General features: G+C 63.5%; 25 protein-coding genes. 10 read left to right on the forward strand and 15 right to left on the reverse strand.

Features of this window, described 5'->3' with window-relative positions; genetic code table 11:
- Positions 1-24 precede the first annotated feature (24 nt).
- From recF to MAXJ12_RS01960, 5 genes are read left to right on the forward strand one after another with little or no spacing between them, the layout of a single operon-like run.
- Entirely contained in the window at positions 25-1,161 is a 1,137-nt protein-coding gene (recF, locus tag MAXJ12_RS01940) for a DNA replication/repair protein RecF (RefSeq protein ID WP_008834055.1), read from the forward strand.
- A 31-nt stretch (positions 1,162-1,192) separates the two neighbouring features.
- Complete coding sequence (locus MAXJ12_RS01945) at positions 1,193-1,951, forward strand: molybdopterin-synthase adenylyltransferase MoeB (RefSeq protein ID WP_008834056.1); 759 nt, start codon at positions 1,193-1,195, stop codon at positions 1,949-1,951.
- 4 nt (positions 1,952-1,955) lie between these two features.
- Complete coding sequence (locus MAXJ12_RS01950; protein ID WP_008834057.1) at positions 1,956-2,444, forward strand: GNAT family N-acetyltransferase; 489 nt, start codon at positions 1,956-1,958, stop codon at positions 2,442-2,444.
- Positions 2,441-3,700 carry an aconitase X gene (locus tag MAXJ12_RS01955; RefSeq protein WP_008834058.1) on the forward strand — a complete coding sequence of 420 codons (1,260 nt, stop codon included), beginning with the start codon at positions 2,441-2,443 and terminating at the stop codon, positions 3,698-3,700. Before MAXJ12_RS01950 ends, MAXJ12_RS01955 begins: the two co-directional genes overlap by 4 nt.
- The gene (locus MAXJ12_RS01960) at positions 3,697-4,113 is read left to right on the forward strand and encodes an aconitase X swivel domain-containing protein (RefSeq protein ID WP_008834059.1); all 417 of its coding nucleotides are present in this window, start codon (positions 3,697-3,699) and stop codon (positions 4,111-4,113) included. The genes MAXJ12_RS01955 and MAXJ12_RS01960 overlap by 4 nt, the downstream gene beginning before the upstream one ends.
- A 248-nt stretch (positions 4,114-4,361) precedes the next feature.
- On the opposite strand, the gene MAXJ12_RS01965 is transcribed toward MAXJ12_RS01960, so the two are convergent.
- Positions 4,362-5,363 carry a 2-hydroxyacid dehydrogenase gene (locus tag MAXJ12_RS01965; RefSeq protein ID WP_008834060.1) on the reverse strand — a complete coding sequence of 334 codons (1,002 nt, stop codon included), beginning with the start codon at positions 5,361-5,363 and terminating at the stop codon, positions 4,362-4,364.
- Positions 5,364-5,531: 168 nt separating this feature from the next.
- Between MAXJ12_RS01965 and MAXJ12_RS01970 the strand changes: the two genes are divergently transcribed.
- Positions 5,532-6,092 carry an SH3 domain-containing protein gene (locus tag MAXJ12_RS01970; protein ID WP_008834061.1) on the forward strand — a complete coding sequence of 187 codons (561 nt, stop codon included), beginning with the start codon at positions 5,532-5,534 and terminating at the stop codon, positions 6,090-6,092.
- Here MAXJ12_RS01970 and MAXJ12_RS01975 read toward each other — a convergent pair.
- A complete protein-coding gene (locus MAXJ12_RS01975) occupies positions 6,082-6,480 on the reverse strand; it encodes a DUF4260 domain-containing protein (protein ID WP_008834062.1) in 399 nt (132 codons plus the stop codon). The genes MAXJ12_RS01970 and MAXJ12_RS01975 overlap by 11 nt on opposite strands.
- Positions 6,473-6,901, reverse strand: coding sequence for an iron response transcriptional regulator IrrA (gene irrA, locus MAXJ12_RS01980; RefSeq protein WP_008834063.1), 429 nt, complete (start codon positions 6,899-6,901; stop codon positions 6,473-6,475). Before irrA ends, MAXJ12_RS01975 begins: the two co-directional genes overlap by 8 nt.
- Positions 6,902-7,136: 235 nt before the next feature.
- Between irrA and fabA the strand changes: the two genes are divergently transcribed.
- From fabA to fabI, 3 genes are read left to right on the forward strand one after another with little or no spacing between them, the layout of a single operon-like run.
- Positions 7,137-7,655, forward strand: a complete 519-nt coding sequence (gene fabA, locus MAXJ12_RS01985) for a 3-hydroxyacyl-[acyl-carrier-protein] dehydratase FabA (RefSeq protein ID WP_008834064.1) — start codon at positions 7,137-7,139, stop codon at positions 7,653-7,655.
- Positions 7,656-7,684: 29 nt separating this feature from the next.
- Positions 7,685-8,905, forward strand: a complete 1,221-nt coding sequence (gene fabB / locus MAXJ12_RS01990) for a beta-ketoacyl-ACP synthase I (RefSeq protein ID WP_008834065.1) — start codon at positions 7,685-7,687, stop codon at positions 8,903-8,905.
- A 13-nt stretch (positions 8,906-8,918) separates the two neighbouring features.
- Positions 8,919-9,731 (forward strand): enoyl-ACP reductase FabI, encoded by an 813-nt coding sequence (fabI, locus tag MAXJ12_RS01995; RefSeq protein ID WP_008834066.1) that lies wholly within the window; start codon positions 8,919-8,921, stop codon positions 9,729-9,731.
- 4 nt (positions 9,732-9,735) lie between these two features.
- Here fabI and MAXJ12_RS02000 read toward each other — a convergent pair whose 3' ends face one another.
- The 12 genes from MAXJ12_RS02000 to rimP all read right to left on the reverse strand — a co-directional run bounded on the left by MAXJ12_RS02000 (position 9,736) and on the right by rimP (position 22,651).
- Positions 9,736-10,752 carry a class I SAM-dependent methyltransferase gene (locus tag MAXJ12_RS02000; protein WP_008834067.1) on the reverse strand — a complete coding sequence of 339 codons (1,017 nt, stop codon included), beginning with the start codon at positions 10,750-10,752 and terminating at the stop codon, positions 9,736-9,738.
- 4 nt (positions 10,753-10,756) lie between these two features.
- Positions 10,757-11,206 carry a hypothetical protein gene (locus MAXJ12_RS02005; protein ID WP_008834068.1) on the reverse strand — a complete coding sequence of 150 codons (450 nt, stop codon included), beginning with the start codon at positions 11,204-11,206 and terminating at the stop codon, positions 10,757-10,759.
- Between the two features lie 5 nt (positions 11,207-11,211).
- Positions 11,212-11,454 carry a hypothetical protein gene (locus MAXJ12_RS02010; RefSeq protein ID WP_008834069.1) on the reverse strand — a complete coding sequence of 81 codons (243 nt, stop codon included), beginning with the start codon at positions 11,452-11,454 and terminating at the stop codon, positions 11,212-11,214.
- Between the two features lie 93 nt (positions 11,455-11,547).
- A complete protein-coding gene (pnp, locus tag MAXJ12_RS02015) occupies positions 11,548-13,695 on the reverse strand; it encodes a polyribonucleotide nucleotidyltransferase (RefSeq protein WP_008834070.1) in 2,148 nt (715 codons plus the stop codon).
- A gap of 302 nt (positions 13,696-13,997) precedes the next feature.
- Complete coding sequence (gene rpsO / locus MAXJ12_RS02020; RefSeq protein ID WP_280113308.1) at positions 13,998-14,342, reverse strand: 30S ribosomal protein S15; 345 nt, start codon at positions 14,340-14,342, stop codon at positions 13,998-14,000.
- A 98-nt stretch (positions 14,343-14,440) separates the two neighbouring features.
- The gene (corA, locus tag MAXJ12_RS02025; protein ID WP_008834072.1) at positions 14,441-15,535 is read right to left on the reverse strand and encodes a magnesium/cobalt transporter CorA; all 1,095 of its coding nucleotides are present in this window, start codon (positions 15,533-15,535) and stop codon (positions 14,441-14,443) included.
- A 123-nt stretch (positions 15,536-15,658) separates the two neighbouring features.
- Complete coding sequence (truB, locus tag MAXJ12_RS02030; protein ID WP_008834073.1) at positions 15,659-16,627, reverse strand: tRNA pseudouridine(55) synthase TruB; 969 nt, start codon at positions 16,625-16,627, stop codon at positions 15,659-15,661.
- Positions 16,628-17,029, reverse strand: coding sequence for a 30S ribosome-binding factor RbfA (rbfA, locus tag MAXJ12_RS02035; RefSeq protein WP_008834074.1), 402 nt, complete (start codon positions 17,027-17,029; stop codon positions 16,628-16,630).
- Between the two features lie 106 nt (positions 17,030-17,135).
- Entirely contained in the window at positions 17,136-19,691 is a 2,556-nt protein-coding gene (gene infB / locus MAXJ12_RS02040; RefSeq protein ID WP_008834075.1) for a translation initiation factor IF-2, read from the reverse strand.
- A complete protein-coding gene (locus MAXJ12_RS02045) occupies positions 19,688-20,338 on the reverse strand; it encodes an RNA-binding protein (RefSeq protein ID WP_008834076.1) in 651 nt (216 codons plus the stop codon). Before MAXJ12_RS02045 ends, infB begins: the two co-directional genes overlap by 4 nt.
- 38 nt (positions 20,339-20,376) lie before the next feature.
- Positions 20,377-21,972 carry a transcription termination factor NusA gene (gene nusA, locus MAXJ12_RS02050; RefSeq protein WP_008834077.1) on the reverse strand — a complete coding sequence of 532 codons (1,596 nt, stop codon included), beginning with the start codon at positions 21,970-21,972 and terminating at the stop codon, positions 20,377-20,379.
- A 49-nt stretch (positions 21,973-22,021) separates the two neighbouring features.
- Positions 22,022-22,651 (reverse strand): ribosome maturation factor RimP, encoded by a 630-nt coding sequence (gene rimP / locus MAXJ12_RS02055; protein WP_008834078.1) that lies wholly within the window; start codon positions 22,649-22,651, stop codon positions 22,022-22,024.
- 277 nt (positions 22,652-22,928) lie between these two features.
- Here rimP and MAXJ12_RS38135 point away from each other — a divergent pair, with 277 nt between their 5' ends.
- Positions 22,929-23,093 (forward strand): hypothetical protein, encoded by a 165-nt coding sequence (locus MAXJ12_RS38135; RefSeq protein WP_008834079.1) that lies wholly within the window; start codon positions 22,929-22,931, stop codon positions 23,091-23,093.
- Positions 23,094-23,128 lie beyond the last annotated feature (35 nt).

Below are 23,128 nucleotides of genomic sequence, written 5' to 3' on the forward strand. Positions count from 1 at the left end.
GCCTGACCCGGACCGGAGCCAGATGTGGAAACGGTCCACATAAGCAAGCTCACGCTTGCCGATTTCCGCAATTACTCGGCGCTCGCGCTTGAACTCAAGCCCGGGCCGGTGGTGTTCACCGGCGAAAACGGGGCCGGCAAGACCAATCTGCTCGAAGCGATTTCGTTCCTGACGCCTGGACGCGGGCTGCGCCGCGCGCCCTATGGCGATGTCGCCCGCGAGGGCAGTGCGGGCGGGTTTGCGGTCCACGCCAGCCTCGACGGGCCGGAGGGCCCGGCGGAGATCGGCACCGGGACCAGCGGCGCGGAGGCAGAGGGCGGACGCCGGGTGCGCATAAACGGCGCCAACGCCCGATCGGCCGAGGACATGCTGGAATGGTTGCGCGTGGTGTGGCTGACGCCGGCCATGGACGCGCTGTTCACAGGGCCGGCGGGCGACCGGCGGCGCTTCCTCGACCGGCTGGTGCTGGCGATAGATGCGCGGCATGGCCAACGGGCTCTGGATTACGAGAAGGCGATGCGTGGGCGCAACCGGCTGCTTGCCGACGATTCGCGCGACCTTGCCTGGTTCGAGGCGATCGAGGGCCAGATGGCCGAAACCGGCGTGGCGATCGCGGCGGCGCGCGTCGAACTGGTGCGGCTGCTTGCGGCAATGATTGAAAAACTGCCCGACAGCGGACCGTTTCCCCAAGCTGATATCAGCCTGGCCGGAACGCTGGAGGCGCGGATCGGGTTGGAGCCAGCGGTCGACGCCGAGGAAGGTTTTCGCGAGGCGCTGGCACAGGGGCGGGACCGCGACCGCGCAGCGGGCCGCACGCTGGAGGGGCCGCACCGCTCCGATTTGATCGTGCGCCACCGCCCCAAGGCGATGCCAGCGGAACTCTGCTCCACCGGCGAGCAGAAGGCGCTGCTGGTCGGCATTGTGCTTTCGCATGCCAGGCTCTGCGGCGAGATGTCGGGGCAGGTGCCGATCCTGCTGCTCGACGAAATCGCCGCGCATCTCGACACCGGCCGGCGCGCCGCGCTGTTCTCCATTCTGGAGGAGCTGAACTGCCAGGTCTTCATGACCGGGACCGAGCCGGCGCTGTTTTCCAGCCTGAAAGGCAAGGCGCAGTTTCTGACCGTCGATCACGGCCGCGTCTTTCCGACGGCAGACGCCTGACAAGCGCCGCGGACCGCATTATGGTCGCGCCATGGATGCTGCAACGCCGCTTACCCCCGAGGAACTCGAACGCTATGCGCGCCACATCGTGCTGCCGGAAATCGGCGGCGCCGGCCAGCAGAGGCTGAAGCGCGCGCGTGTGCTGGTGATCGGTGCGGGCGGGCTCGGCGCGCCGGTGCTGCAATATCTCGCGGCGGCCGGCATCGGCACGCTGGCCATAGTCGATAACGATCACGTCTCGCTGTCGAATTTGCAGAGGCAGGTGGTGCACGACACCCAGTCGATAGGCATGGCCAAGACCCAAAGCGCGCGTGCGGCGATTTCCCGGATAAACCCGAACGTCATCGTCATCCTGCACGATCTGCGCGTGACGGCGGCAAATGCCGCACAGCTCGTGTCGCAATACGATATCGTCGCCGACGGCTCGGACAATTTCGAGACGCGCTATGCGATCGCCGATGCGTGCGCGGCGGAAGGAAAGCCGCTGGTGCATGCGGCGGTCGGGCGGTTCGACGGCTCGATAACAGTGCTGAAGCCGTTCGAGAGCGATGCGGAAGGACGGCCGAACCCGAGCTATCGTGATCTGTTCCCCTCGCCGCCGCCGCCCGGCCTGGTGCCTTCTTGCGCGGAGGCCGGCATTCTGGGCGCGCTGACCGGCGTGGTCGGGACGCTGCAGGCGATGGAGGTGATAAAGCTCGTCACCGGCATCGGCGAGCCGCTGGTAGGAAAACTGCTGCTTTACGATGCGCTTGCCGCGCGTTTCGAGACGATGCGCTACAGGCGGGCCTGACCGGATGCGCTCTGCGCCGATCGTGCTGATTGAGAGGCTGCCCGCCGGCTTCAACCGATGGGAAGAAGTGCTTTCGCTGATCAACCGCTCCTTCGCCTATATGGACGGCGTTATCGACCCGCCATCCTCCGCCCATCGGCTTACGGCGGAAGGCCTGCGCCGCAAGGCCGAGGACGAGACCGGATTTCTCGCGGTATGCGAGGGCAGGATCGTCGGCTGCGTCTTCGTGGTCGAGCGGGAGCATGACTGCTACTTCAGCAAGCTGGCGGTCGAGCCTGAGCTTCAACGACAGGGGATGGGGAAAAATCTCGTTGAGGCTGTTGAGGAATTCGCGATGACTCGCGGGAAGGTCGCGCTGGAGCTGCAGACGCGCATAGAGCTGGCCGCCAACCATGCGGCGTTCACCCGGCTCGGCTTTCGTGAGACGGCTCGCACCGCGCATGAAGGCTATGATCGGGCAACGTCCATCACCATGCGCAAGGTGCTGCGGTGACGCTGGCGCTGTCGCCGGAAGAGCAAGCCATCGCAGCGGGTTCGAATGGAGCCGGCGCGGCGATGGCTATGCGGATTGTGGCCGACAGCGCGCGGCTGCTCGGCGCTCCACGGCTGATCCCGATCGCCTCGGCGCATATCGACGGGGCGCTCTACCACGGTGATTCCGGCACGCTGTTTGCCGAAAGGCTGGTCGAAGGCGGCGCGCGGGTGGCGGTGCGCGCAACGCTGAATGTCGGCGCACTCGACCTGATGGGCTGCTCGCGCGTGCGGCTGGAGGAGCCGGCGCGCGAGATGGCACGGCGGATGATGGAGGCCTATCGCAGGCTTGGCTGCGAACAGAGCTGGACCTGCGCGCCCTATCAGGCAGGCCACCGGCCGGCATTCGGCAGCGATGTCGCCTGGGGCGAATCCAATGCGGTCGCGTTCTGCAACTCGGTGCTCGGCGCGCGAACCAACCGCTATGGCGATTTCCTGGACATCGCCTGCGCGATCACCGGCTGCGCGCCCGATTACGGCCTGCACCGGCCGGAAAACCGTATCGCCAGGCTCGTTTTCGATGTCAGCGCCCTGCCCGCCGGCTTCATGGCGTCCGAAATCGCCTGGCCCGTGCTCGGCAGCCTCTACGGCCGCGAGGTTGGGAATAGGGTCGGGGTGATTGCAGGGGTGCAAAAACATCCGGGGGATGACGCGTTAAAGGCATTCGGAGCTGCGGCGGCCTCGACCGGCGCAGTTGGGCTTTTCCATATCGCAGGCGTGACTCCGGAAGCGCCGGATGTCGAGACGGCGCTGGGCTCCACGCTACCGGAAGCGACGATCCGCGTGACGCCCGACATGGTGGCGGACGCGCAGGCGCGGCTGTCGACCGCGGAAGCGCCGGCGACCATCGATGCGGTGGCGATCGGCAGCCCGCATCTGTCGCTGGCCGAGTTCGACGCGCTGGAGCGGCTGATCGCCGGGCGGCGGCTTGCGGTGCCGATCCACGCCTGCACTGGCCGGCACGTGCTCTCCGAACTGGAACGAAGCGGTCGGCGGCGGGCACTGGAAGCGTTGGGCGTGGTCATCGTCGCCGACACCTGCGTCGTCGTCACGCCTATACTGGCAAGCACGACGGGCGGCGTCCTGATGACCAGTTCCGGGAAATTCGCGCAATATGCGCCGGGAAATACCGGCTATTCGGTGCTCTACGGCTCGCTGGCCGACTGCGTCGAGAGCGCGGTTGCCGGTAGGCCCGTGTTTTCGGAAGCTCTTGCATGAAGCCGGCAGTGCAAGGCGAAATCCTGGTTCCGGGCGCCGCTGGCGAGGGGGAAGCGTTGGTGCTGACGGCGCCAATCAGCTTCTGGGGCGGCGTCGACCCGAAGAGCGGGCGCATTGTCGACGTACGTCACCCCGAATACGGCGAAACGATTTCCGGCCGCGTTCTCTTTCTCCCCGGCACGATCGGCTCATCGTCGGCTTCTGCGGTGCTGATGGAACTCGTCCACAGCGGCCATGCGCCGACCGCGTTGGTGCTGCACGAGCCGGATCCGATCCTGCTGCTCGGACTGATCGTGGCGCGGGAGGTGGGCTGGCAGACGCCGATCGCGGTGAGGCTCGACAGTGCCCGATTCGCCGGTTTCGCAGGCAGTCAGGCTGCGGTTTCGCAGGATGGTTTTGTGAACATGGCGTAGTTCTTCGGTGCGTCCTTCGAGGCTCGCCTGTCGAGATTGGCATGCAATCCGCGGAGGTTCTGCGAGCTCGCACCTCAGGATGAGGAAGGTCGGCGTATCGTTGCCAGGTTCTGCGACGCCGACGATTGCAATGCTGCCTATGAAGCATGCTTTCATCTCAGAGCCGACGATCAGCGCCAACAGCCCTCATCCTGAGGTGCGAGCGTAGCGAGCCTCGAAGGACGCACCCAGATGAGAGGGCATTCATTTCAATCCCGGAGCGGCAGGACCCGATCCGGCGGGCGGTGGCCGTCGAAGAAGGTCCGGATGTTGATGATGACCTTCTCGCCCATGTCGATGCGACCCTCGATGGTGGCCGAACCCATATGCGGCAGGAGCACGACCTTGCCTTTTGCCGCCAGCTTCAGCAGCTTCGGATTGACCGCAGGCTCATGCTCGAACACGTCGAGGGCTGCGCCCGCGAGCTTGCCGTCCTGCAACATCTTGATCAGCGCGTCCTCGTCGATCAGGTCGCCGCGCGCGGTGTTGACGATGTAGCTGGACGGCTGCAGCAGCGCCAGCCGCCGTGCCGAGAGCAGATGGAATGTGGCTGGCGTCGAGGGGCAATTTACGGAAATGATGTCCATGCGCGCCAGCATCTGGTCGAGACTGTCCCAATAGGTCGCCTCAAGCTCGTCCTCGACCTTCTGCAGCACACGGTGGCGATTGTGGTAATGGATGGAGAGGCCGAAAGCCTTGGCGCGGCGGGCGACCGCGGTGCCGATGCGGCCCATGCCGACAATGCCGAGGCGCTTGCCCCAGATGCGCCGGCCGAGCATCCAGGTCGGCGACCAGCCGGCCCATTTGCCGTCGCCTCGCAGCACATTGGCGCCTTCCGCCAGCCGGCGCGGCACCGCGAGCATCAGCGCCATCGTCATGTCGGCCGTGTCTTCGGTGAGCACGTTAGGCGTGTTGGTGACGGTGATGCCCTTCTTCGCCGCAGCCGTCACGTCGATCTTGTCGACGCCGTTGCCGAAATTGGCGATCAGCTTCATTTGCGGGCCGGCCTGTTCGATCAGCGCCGCGTCGATGCGGTCGGAGATGGTCGGCACCAGCACGTCGGCTTCCTTGACCGCAGCGACAAGTTCGGGCTGGCTCATCGGTTTGTCGTCGACATTCAGGCGCGCGTCGAACAATTCGCGCATACGCGTTTCCACCTGGTCCGGCAGCTTGCGCGTGATTACCACGAGAGGCTTCTTTTTGCCGACCATTAATGCCTCGAATCCGGATCCTGTTGAGACCTCTTTAACCAAGACGGGCGAAACTGAAAACCAGTCCCGGCGCGACAACTGTGTAACAAGCGGTTCGGCCGATGACAAAGAAAAAGGGGTGCCTGAACCGGGGACGGCGCGGCGCCGGATACAAAAGGACGAACAAGAGTGTCTCGCTTCGCATCGCTTCGCATGACCGTCAGTGCAGCGCTGCTCGGTCTGGCGTTCATTTGCCCCAGCACATTGCCGGCAACCGCGCAAATGGCGGCCGGCCAGCAGGTCAACCGCGGCGCGAGCGGGCTGCCGCTGCCGCGCTTCGTCAGCCTCAAATCTGGCCGCGTGAACTCGCGCATCGGCCCCGGCCTCAATTATGCGGTCGACTGGCTGTACATGAAACCCGGCCTGCCGATGGAGATCATCCAGGAATACGACAATTGGCGGCGCGTTCGCGACGCGGACGGCTCCGAGGGCTGGATCAACCAGTCGCTGCTGTCGGGCCGGCGCACGGCGATAACCGCGCCATGGCAGCGCGGCAAGGATGCCCGGCTCACGCTTCTGGCCGAGCCCGACCGGGAGGCGGGCACGGTGGCCATCATCGAGCCGGGCGTGGTCGGCACGATCAAGCAGTGCAACGGCGAGTGGTGCCAGATGACCTTCGACGGGCATACGGGCTGGATCGCCCAGACGCAGGTCTGGGGCGCCTATCCGGGCGAGCAGGTCAAGGATTGACGCTTCGATCTCGCCCGATGCGGCCGAGATGCGTGTCCTGAAATCCGGTGGAGAATTTCAGACCATAGCCGAGCGCGCGGTCGATCGCGATGTGGGCGAGCCATATCGCGGCGATGTGCATCGCCAGATACTGCCCGGCCAGGAAGCCGAATGCCAGAAGGCACAGCGGCAGGATCAGCGCGTGGAAGAGATTGTAGGCGAAAGCCCCGATGCGCGGGCCGGCGAGATAGCCGAGCATCGAGAGGTCGGGCGCGAGGATCAGCAGGAAAAATAACAGCCCGGAACCGCCGGACAGGGCATAGGCTGCACAGCACAGGACAAACAAAAAGGCCCATTCGAGCCTGACGAGGAGATCGATCGGTCCGAGAGATCGGCGCTGTTCAGACATTCCGCTTGGGGCGGAGCCGCACGACAATGTCGACGTTGCAGATTTCCATGCCTTCGGGCGGTTCGGGCAGGTTGCGTACCTCGACCGGGCCGGAATCGATGTCGAAGATCTTGTTTTCGCCTTCGATGTAGAAATGGTGGTGGTCGGAAGTGTTGGTGTCGAAATAGGTTTTCGATCCTTCGACCGCCAGTATGCGCAGCAGGCCAGCCTCGGTGAACTGGTGTAGCGCGTTATAGACTGTCGCCAGCGAGACGGGAACGCCCGCGGCGAGCGCTTCCTCGTGCAGTTCCTCGGCGGAGAGATGGCGATCGCCCTTGGCGAACAGCAGATCTGCCAGCGCCACGCGCTGACGCGTCGGCCGCAGGCCCGCTTCGCGCACCCGCTGATCGACGCTCACACCGTCCTTGCAATTTGGAACCATCAACCCGCCAAACTTCGCCTATATGCCTTCCGGACCGTCGATTCTGTAGGTTCGACGGCGCCGGATGGTTCCCGACATATATTCGGTCACGGCAAACCGATCAATAGGCGCGGATTGACCCGGCAAGGCCGGCACGCTAGGTCGTGCACTGCTGTTTCCGACCCGAAACAGACTGTGATAATGACATTGCCAAGGGCGCCGCAGCGCGCCCACAAATTTATGGGGACGGAATTTCATGGCGGTTGCGAAGTCCAGCTACGAATACGAAGAACTGCTTGCCTGCGCGCGCGGCGAACTCTTCGGGCCCGGAAATGCGCAGCTTCCCTACCCGCCGATGCTGATGTTCAACCGGATCACCGAAATCAGCGAAACCGGCGGCGAATTCGGCAAGGGCTTCGTGCGCGCCGAACTCGACATTCACCGCGACCTCTGGTTCTTCCCCTGCCACTTCATCGGCGACCCGGTGATGCCGGGCTGCCTCGGACTTGATGCACTGTGGCAGCTCTCCGGCTTTTTCCTCGGCTGGCTCGGCGAACCCGGCAAGGGCCGCGCGCTGTCGACCGGCGAAGTGAAGTTCACCGGCATGGTGACGCCCGCCAACAAACGGGTGGAATATGGCGTCGATTTCAAGCGCGTGATGCGCGGACGGCTGGTGCTTGGCATCGGCGACGGCTGGCTGAAAGCCGACGGCGAGACCATATACAAGGCCACCGACCTTCGGGTCGGCCTGTTCAAGGAAGCAGCGGCCGCCTGAACGGCCCAGCAAAATCGAAGGAGTTGCCGATGAGACGTGTCGTCGTGACAGGCCTTGGGATCGTATCGTCCATCGGCAACAATGCCGACGAGGTGCAGGCCTCGCTGCATGGCGCCCGGTCGGGCATCAGCTTTTCCAGTGATTTCGCCGAGCACGGCTTCCGCTGCCAGGTGTGGGGGGCGCCGACGCTCGACCCGGCCGAGCTGGTCGACCGGCGGGCGATGCGCTTCCTGCACAAGGGCGGGGCGTGGAACCATGTCGCCATGCAGCAGGCGATAGCATCCGGGGGGCTCGAGGAAGGCGACATCACCAACGAGCGCACCGGCATCATCATGGGCTCGGGCGGGCCATCGACGAAGACGATCGTGGAAGCCGCCGAGATCACGGAAAAGAACAACAGCCCGAAGCGCATCGGGCCGTTTGCGGTGCCGAAGGCGATGTCGTCGACCGCATCGGCGACACTCGCGACCTGGTTCAAGATCCACGGCGTCAACTATTCGATCTCGTCCGCCTGCTCGACCTCGGCGCATTGCATCGGCAATGCCTATGAGCTGATCCAGTTCGGCAAGCAGGATATCATATTCGCGGGGGGCCACGAGGATCTCGACTGGACGATGTCGAACCTGTTCGACGCTATGGGCGCGATGTCCTCTAAGTTCAACGACAGGCCCTCCGTGGCGTCCCGTGCCTATGACATCAACCGCGATGGCTTCGTCATCGCCGGCGGCGCGGGCGTGCTGGTGGTGGAAGAGCTGGAGCACGCCAAGGCGCGCGGCGCGAAAATCTATGCCGAGATCGTCGGCTACGGCGCGACATCGGACGGCTACGACATGGTCGCGCCGTCAGGGGAAGGCGCGGTGCGCTGCATGAAGCAGGCGTTATCCACCGTCAAAGGCGATATCGACTACATCAACACGCACGGCACCTCGACGCCGGTCGGCGATTCCAAGGAGATGGGCGCGATCCGCGAAGTTTTCGGCGACAAGATGCCGAACATCACCTCGACCAAGTCGCTGACCGGGCACTCGCTGGGGGCGGCCGGCGTGCAGGAATCGATCTACTCGATCCTGATGATGCAGGGCGGATTCATCGGCGAAAGCGCCCATATCGAGGAGCTCGATCGGGAATTCGAAGGCATGCCGGTCGTGCGCAAGCGCATCGACAACGCAAAGATCGATACCGTGCTGTCGAACTCGTTCGGCTTTGGCGGCACCAACGCCACGCTGGTCTTCCAACGCTATAACGGTTGAAGGTTTCAGGCAGATGGACGGATTGATGAAGGGCAAACGCGGCCTGATCATGGGCGTCGCGAACGATCACTCCATCGCCTGGGGCATCGCGAAGAAACTGGCCGAGCAGGGCGCGGAACTCGCCTTCACCTATCAGGGCGAGGCGTTCGGCCGCCGCGTCAAGCCGCTGGCCGAGAAGGTCGGCGCATCGCTGGTGCTGCCTTGCGACGCGGAGGACAGCGCCTCCGTCAGCTCCGTGTTCGAGACGCTGGGCAAGGAATGGGATGGCATGGATTTCATCGTCCATGCCATCGGCTTTTCCGACAAGAACGAGCTCAAAGGCCTCTACGCCGACACCAGCCGCGAGAACTTCATCCGCACCATGGTGATCTCCTGCTACTCCTTCACCGAAGTGGCGCGCCACGCGGCGGCGCTGATGAAGGAAGGCGGATCGATGATCACGCTGACCTATGCCGGATCGGTGCGCATCATGCCCAACTACAATGTGATGGGCGTCGCCAAGGCCGGGCTGGAAGCCAGCGTGCGCTATCTCGCCAATGATTACGGCCCGCGCGGCATCCGCGTAAACGCGATCTCCGCCGGTCCGGTGCGTACGCTTGCCGGCGCCGGCATTGCCGATGCGCGCCACATGTTCTCCTATCAGCAGCGCAATTCGCCGCTGCGCCGCACGGTGACGATCGAGGAAGTCGGCGGTTCGGCGCTCTATCTGCTGTCCGATCTGTCGTCCGGCGTCACCGGCGAGATCCACTACGTCGATTCCGGCTATCACATCGTCTCGATGCCGACGCTGGATGAGCTGAAGCGGACGGGCGAAGAGCGGGAATAGGCGCTCAGCGTTTCGCTGCGAAAACTTTGAACATGCCGTCGCGCGCGACTTCGGAATAACTGGAAAAGACCTCCGCGAGCGTCTTCTCGTAGGGAAGCTGGCGGTTCGCGACCATCATGAGCCGTCCGCCGGGTTTAAGAGCGGCGCCTGCCGTGCGGATCATCCGCTGGCCAATATCCGGCTCCGCCTCCCGCTTCTGGTGGAAGGGCGGGTTCATGACTATGAAATCGTAGCGGTGGGGAACCTCTTCGGCCAGCAGATCGTGCCAGAAGAAGCGCAGTTCAAGCGCGCCGGTGGCGGCGACATTGCGCTTCGCCGCCTCAAGGGAGGCGAAATCAGCCTCGTAGAGATCCAGCGCCGATATTTTCGGGTAACGCCCCGCCAGTTCGGCGGCAAGAAAACCCCAGCCGGCGCAAAAATCGGCCACCGCACCGGAAATCTTGTCCGGCAGATGTGCGGCCAGAAGTTTCGAGCCGGCGTCGATGCGGTCCGACGAGAACATGCCGGGAGCCGCGACGAAGCGGCCCTCGATCAACGTCTCGCCATTGCCGGCGCGCAGGGCGGCCACAGCCTGCGAGACATCGCCAGGTCGTCGGAACCAGAAGGCGACGCCATGATGCTTCGGCGTATGTCCTTCCAGTTCGACAAGTCCCTCCACCCGCTTGCGCAGGCTGGCTATGCCGTCATCCTTGCCTCCCCCGACAAGGATCAACCCGCCTGTCCTGATGCGTTCGAGCGCCTCGGCAATGCGAAGCTCGTTCTCGCCGCGATGCCGGCCGCAGAGGACCAGCGCTGAATCGAAATTTTCTTCCTCCGGCTGTGGCGTGACTTTATAGCGGCCAGCCAGCGCCCGGAACCAGGGGCGAAATCCCTGGATAAGCGAAAGATCGGCGGCAAAGCCTTCCGGAAGCCGGAACCCGGGTTCAGCACCGAAGAAGAGAACGCGCTGATTCCGGCCAGGCGCTGCAAGTGACTCTGCTTCGAACGGGTGGAACAAGGTTTTCAGCGCGTCGCTGGTCATTGGTTCAAGCCGCGGTTTGCCGGGCTCGATATTCGCGTATCAGCACCGCCCATTCGTCAATGCCCGCGGCAAAGGATTCAGGCGTGATGGCAGCAATGAACGCGCGGCCTCGCTCCGACAACGGAACATACGAGTAGGAAACGCAAGCCATCGTCCGTGCGGCGCCGTCCGGCTTGCAGGTCACGTCGACAAAAGCCACCCGCGAGCCGGGAGTGGTCCGCAGATAGCGGACATGGCGCTCGGCCGGCTGCCATTCGAGGCATGTCCAAAGTGTCGCTTCGTCGCCGCTGCCGGTGGCGAAGATCATCTCTTTGCATACTTCCCCTGACGCCGGCGAAATATATTCGGGCGCCCAGTCAGGCACCCAAAGTTCCTCTCCCCTTGGCGTGAACAACGGGAAGGCTTCTTCGGCCGGCAACGGAAGTGAAATCTCGTGGCAAAATGCGACGCGCATGACTGTCATTCGTCCTGGTCGGGATGAAGGTGACTGTCCGCGCTCGTCAGCCGGCAATCGTAAATGTCCTTCAGTTTCTCGATGACGGAGAGAGTGTCGTTCGAGAAAGGTTGTCTGCCCTCGAACGCATGCAGCACGATGCCTTCAAGAAGGTCGCCGAGGCTCATGTCCTTTTTCTCGGCAAGCGCCTTCAGCACCTTGAGCAGAGACGTGGAAATGCGGACACCGGTTTGCGTTCTCTCGATCATAACAGGATGTTACCGTGGTAACACTGGACACGCAAGCCAAACAAAAGGGCGCGGCCTTCCGGCACGCGCCCTTTTGCCGTCAGTTTGCTGAAATCAGGCGGCGGTCTCTTCGCCTTCGGCCTTCTTCTCGCGCACGATTTCCTTGCCGGTCTCCTGGTCGACGACCTTCATCGACAGGCGAACCTTGCCGCGCTCGTCGAAGCCCATGAGTTTGACGAAGACCTTGTCGCCTTCCTTGACCACGTCCGACGTCTTGGCGACGCGGTCGTTGGCAAGCTGCGAGATGTGGACCAGGCCGTCCTTCGGACCGAAGAAGTTCACGAAAGCGCCGAAGTCGGCGGTCTTGACGACCGTGCCTTCGTAGATCTCGCCAACTTCCGGCTCGGCGACGATGGTGTGGATCCACTTCTTCGCCGCCTCGATCTCCTTGGCGTTCGACGAAGCGATCTTGACCGTGCCGTCATCCTCGATGTTGATCTTGGCGCCGGTCTTCTCAACGATCTCGCGGATGACCTTGCCGCCCGAACCGATCACGTCGCGGATCTTGTCGGTCGGGACGTGCATGACCTCGATGCGCGGCGCGAACTCGCCGAGCTCCGAACGGCCTTCGGCGATCGCCTTAGACATTTCGCCGAGAATGTGCACACGACCTTCCTGCGCCTGGGCGAGCGCAACCTTCATGATCTCCTCGGTAATGCCTTCGATCTTGATGTCCATCTGCAGCGCGGTGATGCCGCCCTGGGTTCCGGCCACCTTGAAGTCCATGTCGCCGAGGTGGTCCTCGTCGCCGAGAATGTCGGAAAGGACGGCGAAGCGCTCGCCTTCCTTGATCAGGCCCATGGCGATGCCGGCAACGGGCTTGGCCAGCGGCACGCCGGCATCCATAAGCGCTAGCGAGGTGCCGCAGACGGTAGCCATCGAGGACGAACCGTTGGATTCAGTGATCTCCGAGACGACGCGAAGCGTGTAGGGGAAGGCGTCCGCGGCCGGCAGCATCGGACGGATAGCGCGCCAGGCGAGCTTGCCGTGGCCGATTTCGCGGCGGCCGGGCGAACCCATGCGGCCGGTTTCACCGACCGAATAGGGCGGGAAGTTGTAGTGAAGGAGGAACTTCTCCTTGTACATGCCGGTCAACGAATCGACGTACTGTTCGTCTTCGCCGGTGCCCAGCGTGGCGACAACGATCGCTTGGGTCTCGCCGCGGGTGAACAGCGCCGAACCGTGGGTGCGCGGCAGGATGCCGACTTCCGAGACGATCTGGCGAACGGTCTTAAGGTCGCGGCCATCGATGCGCGAACCGGTGTCGAGGATGTTCCAGCGCACGATCTTGGCCTGCAGGTCCTTGAACACCGCGTTCACCTGCTCGGAAGTCCAGGTCGTCGTCTCGGCGCCTTCCGGCAGCAGAGCCGCCTTCACCTTGGCCTTTGCAGTATCCACCGCCGCATAGCGCTCCTGCTTGAGCGTGTTCTTGTAGGCGGCGCGCAGGTCGTCTTCGACCATGCCGAGCATGGTAGCTTCCAGCTCGGAAAGATCCTTGACCTGATGGTCGCGCGGCTCCTTCGCGGCCACTTCGGCGAGCTTGATGATCGCATCGATGACCGGCTGGAAGCCCCTGTGGCCGAACATGACAGCGCCGAGCATGACGTCCTCGGGAAGCTCCTTGGCTTCCGATTCGACCATGAGGACCGCATCACCGGTTCCTGCGACGATGAGGTCGAGTTTCGATTCCTCCATCTCGTCGACGTGAGGGTTCAGCACGTATTCGCCGTTGATGTAGCCGACGCGGGCGCCGCCGATCGGACCCATGAAGGGCACGCCCGAAAGCGTCAGGGCCGCCGAGGTGGCGACGATCGACAGGATGTCCGGATCGTTTTCGAGGTCGTGCTGGACCACGGTCACGACGACCTGTGTGTCGTTCTTGTAGCCTTCGGCGAAGAGCGGACGGATCGGACGGTCGATGAGGCGGGAAACCAGCGTTTCCTTCTCGCTCGGACGGCCTTCACGCTTGAAGTAGCCGCCCGGGATCTTGCCGGCGGCGTAGGTCTTTTCCTGGTAGTTGACGGTTAGCGGGAAGAAGTCGAAGCCGGGCTTGGGCTCCTTCGCCGAAACGACTGTGGCGAGCACGATGGTCTCGCCGTAGGTGGCGAGAACGGCGCCGTCGGCCTGACGGGCTATCTTGCCGGTTTCCAGAATGAGCGGACGGCCCGCCCATTCGATCTCTACCTTGTGATGATTGAACATTTCTTGTCCTTGCGTAATGCGGAAAGGGCCGCGAACTTCTCGCGGCGTCCTTCTCCTGGCTTGTTCCAGACGAGCCACGGGCAAGACAACGGGGTGTCTGGACAGTCGGCGTCAGATCAACGCCCCAGGCATCCTGCAATCCTGCCCCATGACCGTCTCATGAGGCGGTTCCGATGCCGCCCTGTGCCGCACCTGGAACCAGTTCGGACATGATCCCCCGGACCATGTCCTGTCGGGAAGCCTTTGACGGCCGCCCGGATAAGCGAACGGCGGACCTCAATGAAGCCCGCCGGCCGGAAGTCTTAGCGGCGCAGACCGAGTTTCTCGATCAGCGTCTGGTAGCGGCCTTCTTCGCGCGACTTCAGATAGTCGAGCAGACGGCGGCGCTGCGAAACGAGAGCGAGAAGACCACGACGGGAGTGATTGTCCTTCTTGTGGTCCTTGAAGTGTTCGGTCAGGTTCTTGATGCGCTCGGAAAGAATGGCCACCTGGACTTCCGGCGAACCGGTATCGCCTGCGGCGGTCGCAAATTCCGTCATCAATTCCTTCTTGCGTTCAGCAGTAATCGACATCGTGCTTTTCCTTTCGAATTTGAGGAAACGGGTCGCCCTCAGCCGGGATGTCGTCCAGCAGGGGCCGGTGTACATTGCGCGTCTCGCCCAATGCTGCGGCGCATATAGTGCAAAACCGGACGGAAAGCCAGAGAGAATCCAAACCGGCAAAGAATCTCGATCGGGCAGTCAGTTCAGAGCCATTTCTTCCAGCGGAAGAAGCCGACGAGCGAAAATCCGATGACAGCCATAATGCCAAGCGCGATCGGGTAGCCGTAATAGCTCAAGAGTTCCGGCATGTTCCAGGGAGAAGCGCCTGGATCGAAATTCATGCCCCATATACCGGCCAGAAAGGTCAGCGGGATGAAGATCGCCGAAACGATGGTCAGGAAGCTGATCACGTCGTTGGTGCGGGCCTGGCTCAGCGAAAGATGCATCTCGATCAGCCCCGTCAACATGTCGCGGTGCATCTCGACCACCTCGATCAGCCGGATCGAATGGTCGTGCGTGTCGTTCAAATAGACCTTGGTTTCGGGATGGACGAAGGGGACCTCGGCGCGCAGCAGGGCCGCGAGTGCGTCACGAAGCGGCCACAGCGCCCGCTTGAGCACGATCATGCCGCGCTTGAGCTCGTGCAACTCGCGCACCTGATGCCGCCCCACCCCCCGTAGCATCTCGTCCTCGATGCCGTCGATCTTTTCGCCCTTGGTTTCCAGGATGGGGAAATAGCTGTCGACGATTGCGTCTATCAGGGCATAGGCGAGGTAGTCGGCCTTGCGCGTGCGCAGCCTGTTGGGCAGCGAAGCCTTGATGCGCTTGCGCACCGGCCCGAACGGATCACCCTCGCGCTCCTGAAAGGTGACGACGAAGTTCTCGCCGAAGAACAACGATATCTGCTCGTAGCGGCCGGCGGCCGCGTCGTCGATCGCTGAGACGACGACGAAGGCGTGGTCATCGAAGAAATCAACCTTCGGGCGCTGGCCGGTGTTGACTGTGTCCTCGAGCGCCAGTTGGTGCAGCTTGAAGATCGCGCCAATCTCGGCAATCAGCTCGACATTGGCGAGGCCGACGCAATCGAGCCAGATGACAGGCCATTCGGCGCAGCTTTCAACGACATCCCGAAGGCTGGCATTGTCGATGAACTTGCACTCGTCGGGAGCAATCAAGGTGAGGCTGAGCGCCGACTGGCGGGCGGCGGGATCGGCGATCAACGTACCGGGCGACGCGCCGATGGGCGACCTCTTGACCTTGCGCAGGGACCGCCTTTTGACCGCCTCAACCTTCGCCATGCTGCTTCTCGCCCAGCGCATGACCCCGAAAACCGGAAACGGCTTTCATGCGCAGATTGACAGTCTTAGAGCGTCCGGGAGGACGCGCGGCGCTCTACCGATTCGGCTCGGAGAATACAGGAATCAGCCGGCAAAAACCCGCTTCGGTTTGAACATGCCGGCTTCGACAGCGCCGATCGCGACCAGCTTGCCGCGGGCGGTGGCGCAAGCCTCCTCCGCCTCGACCGGGGCGTCGCGGCCGCGGATGATGACGGGATTGCCGAGCCGGATCTTTGCCGCGGCATCGTCGGTGATGGCGATTTGCGGCAGGCATTCGAGGGCTGCGCCGGTGTCGACCAGATAGGCGTCGATCGCGTCGAAGCGGTCGTTCCAATTACCCAGCGCAAGGGCCGGCTGATCCGGATCCGGCTTTGGCGGCGCGGCGGCCTCGAGTTCTTCCAGCGTGACGAAATCTTCCGCCGTGAACGGCTCGACCTCGACACGGCGCAGTTCGGCGATGTGGCCGAAACAGTCGAGATCGCGGCCCATGTCGCGGGCCAGCGAGCGCACATAGGTGCCCTTGCCGCATTCGGTCTCGAAGACGGAGCGGCCATCGGCCGTCGTTTCGATCAGGTCGAGCCGGCCGATCTCGATCTCGCGCGCAGGGATGTCGACGCTTTCGCCCTCGCGGGCGAGGTCGTAGGCGCGTTCGCCACCAATCTTGATGGCGGAGAACTGCGGCGGCGTCTGCATGATGACGCCCGTGTATTTCGGCAGCAGCGCCCGGATCTCTGCGTCGCTGGGGCGCTTGTCGGAGGTTTTCGTCACCGGGCCCTCCAGATCGTCGGTCGAGCGCTCCTCGCCCCAAGCGACGGTGAAACGATAGACCTTGGCGCCGTCCATGACGTAGGGCACGGTCTTGGTCGCCTCGCCGAGCGCGATCGGCAACATGCCGGAGGCCAGCGGGTCGAGCGTGCCGGCATGGCCGGCTTTCTCGGCCTGGAACAGCCATTTGATCTTGGCGACGGCGTCGGTCGAGCCCATGCCGACCGGCTTGTCGAGGATCAGCCAGCCGGAGACCGGCCGGCCCTTTTTCTTGCCGCGGCGCGCCATCTATTCCTCGTCGTCCTTGTCCAGGTCGCGCACCACTTCGGGCGAGCGCAGAAGCTCGTCGATCTTCGCGAAATTGTCGTAGCTGGTGTCCCGGCGGAAACGGAACTCGGGCATGTACTTCATCTGCCGGAGCGCCGATGACACACGTCCGCGAATGAATTTCGCGTTCCGGTTCAGCGCCTCTATCACCGCCTCGTCGTCCTTAGCGCCAAGCGGCGAGACGAAGGCTGTCGCGATCTTGAGATCGGGCGACATCCGGACCTCGGAGATCGAGATCACCGTGGATTCGACTACGTCGTCGCGGACCTCGCCGCGCTGGATCAGGTCTGAGAGGGCATGGCGCACCTGCTCGCCGACGCGAAGCATGCGCTGGGAGGGGCCTGAGGACTGGGATCGGGACATCGTTTAAATCCAAAAGACATGGAACGGGTGTAGGACCGCGTTCCATGTCTGGTCGTTACGAACGCGGCGCCTGCCGCCGTTCCTTTATGCGCCGGCTACAAAGCGGCTAAAGCGTGCGGGTCACCATCTCGACGCGGAAGCACTCGATGACGTCGCCAGCGCGCATGTCTTCGTAGTTCTGGAACGCCATGCCGCATTCCTGGCCGGCAGGGACTTCCGACACTTCGTCCTTGAAGCGCTTCAGCGTCTTCAGCGTGCCTTCGTGAATGACGACGTTGTCGCGGATCAGGCGGACGCCCGCACCGCGTTCGACCTTGCCTTCCGTGACACGGCAGCCGGCGATCTTGCCGACCTTGGTGATGTCGAAGATCTCGAGGATTTCCGCATTGCCGATGAAGGTCTCGCGACGCTCCGGCGACAGCAGGCCCGACATCGCCGCCTTAACGTCATCCACCAGATTGTAGATGATGTTGTAGTAGCGGATCTCGATGCCGGCGGCTTCCGCCGCCTGGCGCGCCTGCGGGTTGGCGCGGACGTTGAAGCCGATCATCGCCGCGCCAGAGGTTGCCGCCAGTGACACGTCGCTTTCGGTGATGCCGCCGGCGCCGGCGTGAACGATGCGTGCCCGCACCTCGTCGGTTCCGAGCTTGTCGAGCGCTGCAACGATAGCCTCTACCGAGCCCTGCACGTCGCCCTTGATGACGAGCGGGAACTCCTTGAGGCCGCTCGACTGCAATTGCGTCATCATCTGCTCGAGCGAACCGCGCTGGCCGACATGCTTGGCCACCGCCTTGTCGCGAGCCAGACGCTGGCGATACTCGGTGATCTCGCGGGCGCGCGCCTCATTGTTGACGACTGCGAAGCGATCGCCGGCCTGGGGCGTGCCCTGGATGCCGAGGATTTCAACCGGGGTCGCCGGGAGGGCTTCGTCGAGTTGCTCGCCGCGATCTGTGACGAGCGCGCGAACACGGCCCCACTCGCTGCCGGCGACGACGATGTCGCCGACCAAGAGCGTGCCCGTCTGCACCAGGACGGTCGCGACAGGGCCGCGGCCCTTGTCGAGCTTGGCCTCGATGACGACGCCCTCGGCGGTGCGGTCGGGGTTTGCCTTGAGGTCGAGAAGCTCGGCCTGCAGCAGGACCGCCTCGAGCAGCTTGTCGAGATTGGTGCCCTTGGTGGCCGAGACCTCGACGTCCAGCACGTCGCCGCCCATAGATTCCACGAACACTTCATGGCGCAGCAGGTCGGCCCGGATCTTCTGGGGATCGGCCTGCGGCTTGTCGATTTTGTTGATCGCCACGATGATCGGGACACCGGCAGCCTTGGCGTGGCTGATCGATTCCACCGTCTGCGGCATCACGCTGTCGTCGGCTGCCACCACCAGAATGGCGATGTCAGTGGCCTGCGCGCCGCGGGCGCGCATCGCCGTAAAGGCGGCGTGGCCGGGCGTGTCGATGAAGGTGATCTTCTGGCCGTTTTTCTCAACCTGATAGGCGCCGATATGCTGGGTGATGCCGCCGGCTTCGCCCGACACGACATTGGCGTTGCGAATGGCGTCGAGCAGCGAGGTCTTGCCGTGATCGACATGGCCCATGATGGTGACGACCGGCGAACGCGGCTTCAGATCCTCGGGCTTGTCTTCGACATCGAACAGGCCGCCTTCGATATCCGACTCGGCGACGCGGCGAACCGTATGGCCGAATTCGGAGGCGATCAGTTCGGCGGTGTCGGCGTCGATCACGTCGCCGGGCTTCAGGATCTGACCCTGCTTCATGAAATATTTGACGACATCGACCGCGCGCTCGGACATGCGCTGCGCGAGTTCCTGGATGGTGATGGTTTCGGGCAGCACGACTTCGCGCACGATCTTCTCGCGCGGCTCCTGATGCATGGCGCGCTTGAATTTCTCCTGGCGGCGACGCATCGACGACAGCGAGCGGGCGCGGCCGTCGCCATCCGAAGTCGCCGTGCTGAGCGTCAGCTTGCCGCGGCGCCGATCTTCCTCGCCCTTGGCCTTGGCGGGACGCGCCACTTCCGGCGTGACGATGCGCTTGATCGGCGCGCCGCGGGCGAGCGCCGGGCTCTTGCTCTTGGCCTCCGGCTCATCATCAACGCCGATGTCGGATTGCGGCGCACGGCGGCGCGCTTCTTCTTCGGCGCGGCGGCGCGATTCGGCTTCGGCCTGCAGGCGCGCTTCCTCTTCCGCCTGGCGGCGGGCGGAAGCTTCACGCTCGCGCTTGCGCAGCTCTTCCTCTTCGAGGCGGCGCTTGGCTTCCTCAAGGGCGCGCTGGCGGTCCTCGACCTCGCGAGCCTTCGAACCTTCGAGGGCGCGACGGCGCGCTTCCATCTCGCTGGTGGACAGCTCGTTCAAGACGATGTGCGGACGCTCGACCGGGGCCGCCTTGGGCGCTTCCTGCTGGACGGCCGGAGCAGCAGCCGCGGGCGCCGCCGGCTTCGGCTTGAACACCGAGGCCGCCGCGTCCGGCTTGTCGCCGGGCATCGAGAATTTGCGCTTCTTGGTTTCGACAACCACGGACTTGGTGCGCCCATGCGAGAAGTTCTGCCGCACGGTGCCCTGCTCCAGTCCGGGCCGCTTCAGCGTCAGCGTCTTTTTGGTGTTAACGCTCAGCGTGTTGTCGTCACCGGTTTTCGTATCGCTCATTCCATATCCTCTGCGGCTTCATCTCCGTCAGCAATTGCCGCAAACATTGCCCGGTCATCCGGGGATCCGCCCCGGTATCGGTCAAGCGCAACCATGCGCTTCAACACCGCTTTTCCCGCGTCTTGCGCGAGAACGGCAGCATGTATCACATTTGTACCCCCCAATGCCAAACTCAAATCGGCTTCCGAAAAAAGTTTATAGGCATGGATATGGGGTCCGCCGGCGTAGGCGGTCGCCCGCCTCGCCTGAGTGATCTTGCGCAATCCGTCCGGCGATGCCTCTTCGGCATGCAGTACGAGTAGGGCTTCGCCGCTGCGCACGACGCTTTCGACCTTGGTCGCTCCCAATGCGACGGCGCCTGCCTTGCGCGCCAGACCAAGCGCGCCGAGCGCCGATTTCGCGAGCAACGCGTCGATCATCGCGCCGAGATCCGGCGGAACGGCCACCTCTTTCCTGAACGCTCGGGAAAACAGGTTCTTGGCCGCAGCCTTTTCTATATGTAGGCGCTCGCCGGTAACCCAGCAACCGCGGCCGGGCAGGTTTCTTTTCAGATCGGGAACGATGGCGCCGTCCGGCCCGACGACGAAACGGATCAGCTCATCCGGATCGGCGCTGTTGCGCGTGACGATGCAGGTGCGATCGTTCATCTCGTCCAAGGGCGGCTCGTGTGCGATGCGTGTTCACCTCACGCACCGGCGGCAAGATCGGCCGCTTCTTCTTCACCGGCCAATTCTTCCTCGGTGATCCAGCCGGCCTTGAGGCGGGCGGCCATCACCATCTGCTCGGCGTCCGCACGCGAAATCGAGTGATTTGCCAGAACGCCGGTGAAGAACTTGGTCTCGCCGTCCTTGCGCTCCTTCCAGCCGACAAGATCGTCGACCGCATAACCAGCAAAGTCCTCGATCGACTTCACGCCGTCCTCGCCGAGCGTCGCCATCATGGCGGTGGTGATGCCGGGGATTTCGCGCAGTTCGTCCAAAACGCCCAAAGCGCGGCGCTTCTCGTCATGCTCCGCTTCGATCTTGGCGAGATACTCCTTGGCGCGCGACTGGATTTCGTTAGCCGTGTCCTCGTCGAAGCCGTCGATCGAGGCGATCTCGTCCTGGTCGACGAAGGCCACTTCCTCGACGCTGGTAAAACCTTCGGAAGCCAGCACCTGGCCGACCATCTCATCGACGTCCAGCGCTTCCATGAACAGGGTCGAACGCTCGACGAATTCCTTCTGGCGGCGTTCGGATTCTTCCTGCTCGGTGAGGATGTCGATGTCCCAGCCGGTCAACTGCGAAGCGAGGCGCACATTCTGGCCGCGGCGGCCGATGGCCAGCGAAAGCTGGTCGTCGGGCACCACGACTTCGATGCGCTCGGCATCCTCGTCGAGAACGACCTTGGCGACCTCGGCCGGTTGCAGCGCGTTGACGATGAAGGAAGCGGCCGATGGCGACCACGGAATGATGTCGATCTTCTCACCCTGCAGTTCGGCGACGACCGCCTGGACGCGCGAGCCGCGCATACCGACGCAGGCGCCGACCGGGTCGATCGACGAATCGCGCGAAATCACGGCGATCTTGGCGCGCGAACCCGGGTCGCGGGCGACCGACTTGATCTCGATGATGCCGTCATAGATTTCCGGCACTTCCATGGTGAAGAGCTTCGCCATGAACTGCGGATGTGTGCGCGACAGGAAAATCTGCGGGCCGCGCTGCTCGCGGCGCACGTCGTACACATAGGCGCGGACGCGGTCGCCGTACTTGTAGTTTTCGCGGGGGATCAATTCGTCGCGGCGGATGATCGCCTCGCCGCGGCCGAGATCGACGATGACGTTGCCGTATTCGACCCGCTTGACAGTGCCGTTGAGGATCTCGCCGATACGGTCCTTGTATTCGTCGTATTGGCGATCACGCTCAGCCTCGCGCACCTTCTGCACAATGACCTGCTTGGCCGACTGGGCGGCGATGCGGCCGAAATCCATCGGCGGCAGCTGCTCGGCGATGAAGTCGCCGACCTGCGCGTCCGGATTGCGCTCGCGGGCCGAGGACAGCGCGATCTGCGTGGCGTAGTCTTCGACGTTCTCGACGACTTCCATCAGCCGCTGCAGCTTCATCTCACCGGTATTCGGATTGATGTCGGCGCGGATGTTGGTTTCCTGGCCGTAGCGCGAGCGTGCGGCCTTCTGGATCGCATCGGCCATGGCCGCGATCACGATCGATTTGTCGATAGACTTCTCACGCGCAACCGCATCGGCGATCTGCAGCAGTTCAAGTCTGTTCGCACTGACTACCATTTTCGTCTCCCGGAACAATGCCGGCGGAACCTTCCGCGCGGCTGCTCAATCAAACTTCGGTTTCGTTCTGTTCTTCCTGGTCGTCGTCGGGTTCGCCACGACGCTTCCTGGCTTCCTTGCGCGCCTTGTTGTCCTTCGACAACGCGTCGCGAATGAGATCGTCGGTCAGGATCAACCGCGCCTCGGCGATCGCCTCGAACGGCACACGAACGCTCGGCTCCTCGCCATAAGCCGCCTGGTCGCGCTCGATGACGACGCCATCCTCGTCGGCTGACACGATCTTGCCGCGAAAGCGCTTGCGGTCGGCGACCAGGATCGACGTTTCCATCTTGACGAGATGACCGGTCCACGCGGCGAAATCGGATTTGCGGACCAGCGGACGGTCGATGCCGGGCGACGAAACTTCGAGATGATAGGCCTTGTCGATCGGATCGTCGACGTCGAGCGCCGGCGACACCGCACGGCTAACCTCTTCGCAATCCTCGACGGTCATCGTGCCGTCCTCGCGCTCGGCCATGATCTGCAGGGTCAGGCCGTTCTGGCCCGACAGCCGCACGCGCACAAGGCGAAAGCCGATAGCGCGCAACACCGGCTGGATGATCGACGCCACGCGCGCATCCATGCCGCTCTCGCGGATGATGCGGTCGTCGCCGATGCCTTCGCCTGTGGTTTCGCTCATGCCGTCTCCGGGCGGTCCAGGTAACAAAAAAGAGCGGGACCGGGTGGACCCACTCTTCGTCATACCGACCAAGAATTTGATGCCGATATAGTCCTATTGGGAGTTATTTGCAAGAGTTGACGCATGTCGCCAGACATCTCGACGACGGCCTCGCCGCAGGAGCACGATACGAAGCACCAATGCGCCGGCGGCATGCCTGCATTGCGGCCAAGGGTCTGACAAACCGCCCGCCGAGTGCCTACCTATGTTGCATCGCACAACGCGAAAGGAACATAGCATGTCATATCGTCAACAGCGCGCGAGACTAGGCGAATTTTTCAACCTGTTCGGCAGCGCCATTGCGGCCGCCTCCGCGGTCGAGAATGGCCGCCAACCGGCAGCGCGCGATCTGCGCGCCCTGGGGATCGATCCCGCGCGGTTCCGCCAGATCAAAAGCCTCTAATTGCCGTCAATAGTCGCTACCCCCGGCCGCACAGC

Source organism: Mesorhizobium alhagi CCNWXJ12-2 (assembly GCF_000236565.1).
Lineage (GTDB): Bacteria > Pseudomonadota > Alphaproteobacteria > Rhizobiales > Rhizobiaceae > Allomesorhizobium > Allomesorhizobium alhagi.

Coding starts and splice junctions, on each gene's coding strand:
- MAXJ12_RS01945 (WP_008834056.1), top strand. CDS start 1,193: ATGGATGCTGCAACGCCGCTTACCCCCGAGGAACTCGAACGCTATGCG.
- MAXJ12_RS01950 (WP_008834057.1), top strand. CDS start 1,956: ATGCGCTCTGCGCCGATCGTGCTGATTGAGAGGCTGCCCGCCGGCTTC.
- MAXJ12_RS01960 (WP_008834059.1), top strand. CDS start 3,697: ATGAAGCCGGCAGTGCAAGGCGAAATCCTGGTTCCGGGCGCCGCTGGC.
- MAXJ12_RS01965 (WP_008834060.1), bottom strand. CDS start 5,363: ATGGTCGGCAAAAAGAAGCCTCTCGTGGTAATCACGCGCAAGCTGCCG.
- MAXJ12_RS01975 (WP_008834062.1), bottom strand. CDS start 6,480: ATGTCTGAACAGCGCCGATCTCTCGGACCGATCGATCTCCTCGTCAGG.
- irrA (WP_008834063.1), bottom strand. CDS start 6,901: ATGGTTCCAAATTGCAAGGACGGTGTGAGCGTCGATCAGCGGGTGCGC.
- fabA (WP_008834064.1), top strand. CDS start 7,137: ATGGCGGTTGCGAAGTCCAGCTACGAATACGAAGAACTGCTTGCCTGC.
- fabB (WP_008834065.1), top strand. CDS start 7,685: ATGAGACGTGTCGTCGTGACAGGCCTTGGGATCGTATCGTCCATCGGC.
- fabI (WP_008834066.1), top strand. CDS start 8,919: ATGGACGGATTGATGAAGGGCAAACGCGGCCTGATCATGGGCGTCGCG.
- MAXJ12_RS02000 (WP_008834067.1), bottom strand. CDS start 10,752: ATGACCAGCGACGCGCTGAAAACCTTGTTCCACCCGTTCGAAGCAGAG.
- MAXJ12_RS02005 (WP_008834068.1), bottom strand. CDS start 11,206: ATGCGCGTCGCATTTTGCCACGAGATTTCACTTCCGTTGCCGGCCGAA.
- MAXJ12_RS02010 (WP_008834069.1), bottom strand. CDS start 11,454: ATGATCGAGAGAACGCAAACCGGTGTCCGCATTTCCACGTCTCTGCTC.
- pnp (WP_008834070.1), bottom strand. CDS start 13,695: ATGTTCAATCATCACAAGGTAGAGATCGAATGGGCGGGCCGTCCGCTC.
- rpsO (WP_280113308.1), bottom strand. CDS start 14,342: ATGTACACCGGCCCCTGCTGGACGACATCCCGGCTGAGGGCGACCCGT.
- corA (WP_008834072.1), bottom strand. CDS start 15,535: ATGGCGAAGGTTGAGGCGGTCAAAAGGCGGTCCCTGCGCAAGGTCAAG.
- truB (WP_008834073.1), bottom strand. CDS start 16,627: ATGGCGCGCCGCGGCAAGAAAAAGGGCCGGCCGGTCTCCGGCTGGCTG.
- rbfA (WP_008834074.1), bottom strand. CDS start 17,029: ATGTCCCGATCCCAGTCCTCAGGCCCCTCCCAGCGCATGCTTCGCGTC.
- infB (WP_008834075.1), bottom strand. CDS start 19,691: ATGAGCGATACGAAAACCGGTGACGACAACACGCTGAGCGTTAACACC.
- MAXJ12_RS02045 (WP_008834076.1), bottom strand. CDS start 20,338: ATGAACGATCGCACCTGCATCGTCACGCGCAACAGCGCCGATCCGGAT.
- nusA (WP_008834077.1), bottom strand. CDS start 21,972: ATGGTAGTCAGTGCGAACAGACTTGAACTGCTGCAGATCGCCGATGCG.
- rimP (WP_008834078.1), bottom strand. CDS start 22,651: ATGAGCGAAACCACAGGCGAAGGCATCGGCGACGACCGCATCATCCGC.
- MAXJ12_RS38135 (WP_008834079.1), top strand. CDS start 22,929: ATGTCATATCGTCAACAGCGCGCGAGACTAGGCGAATTTTTCAACCTG.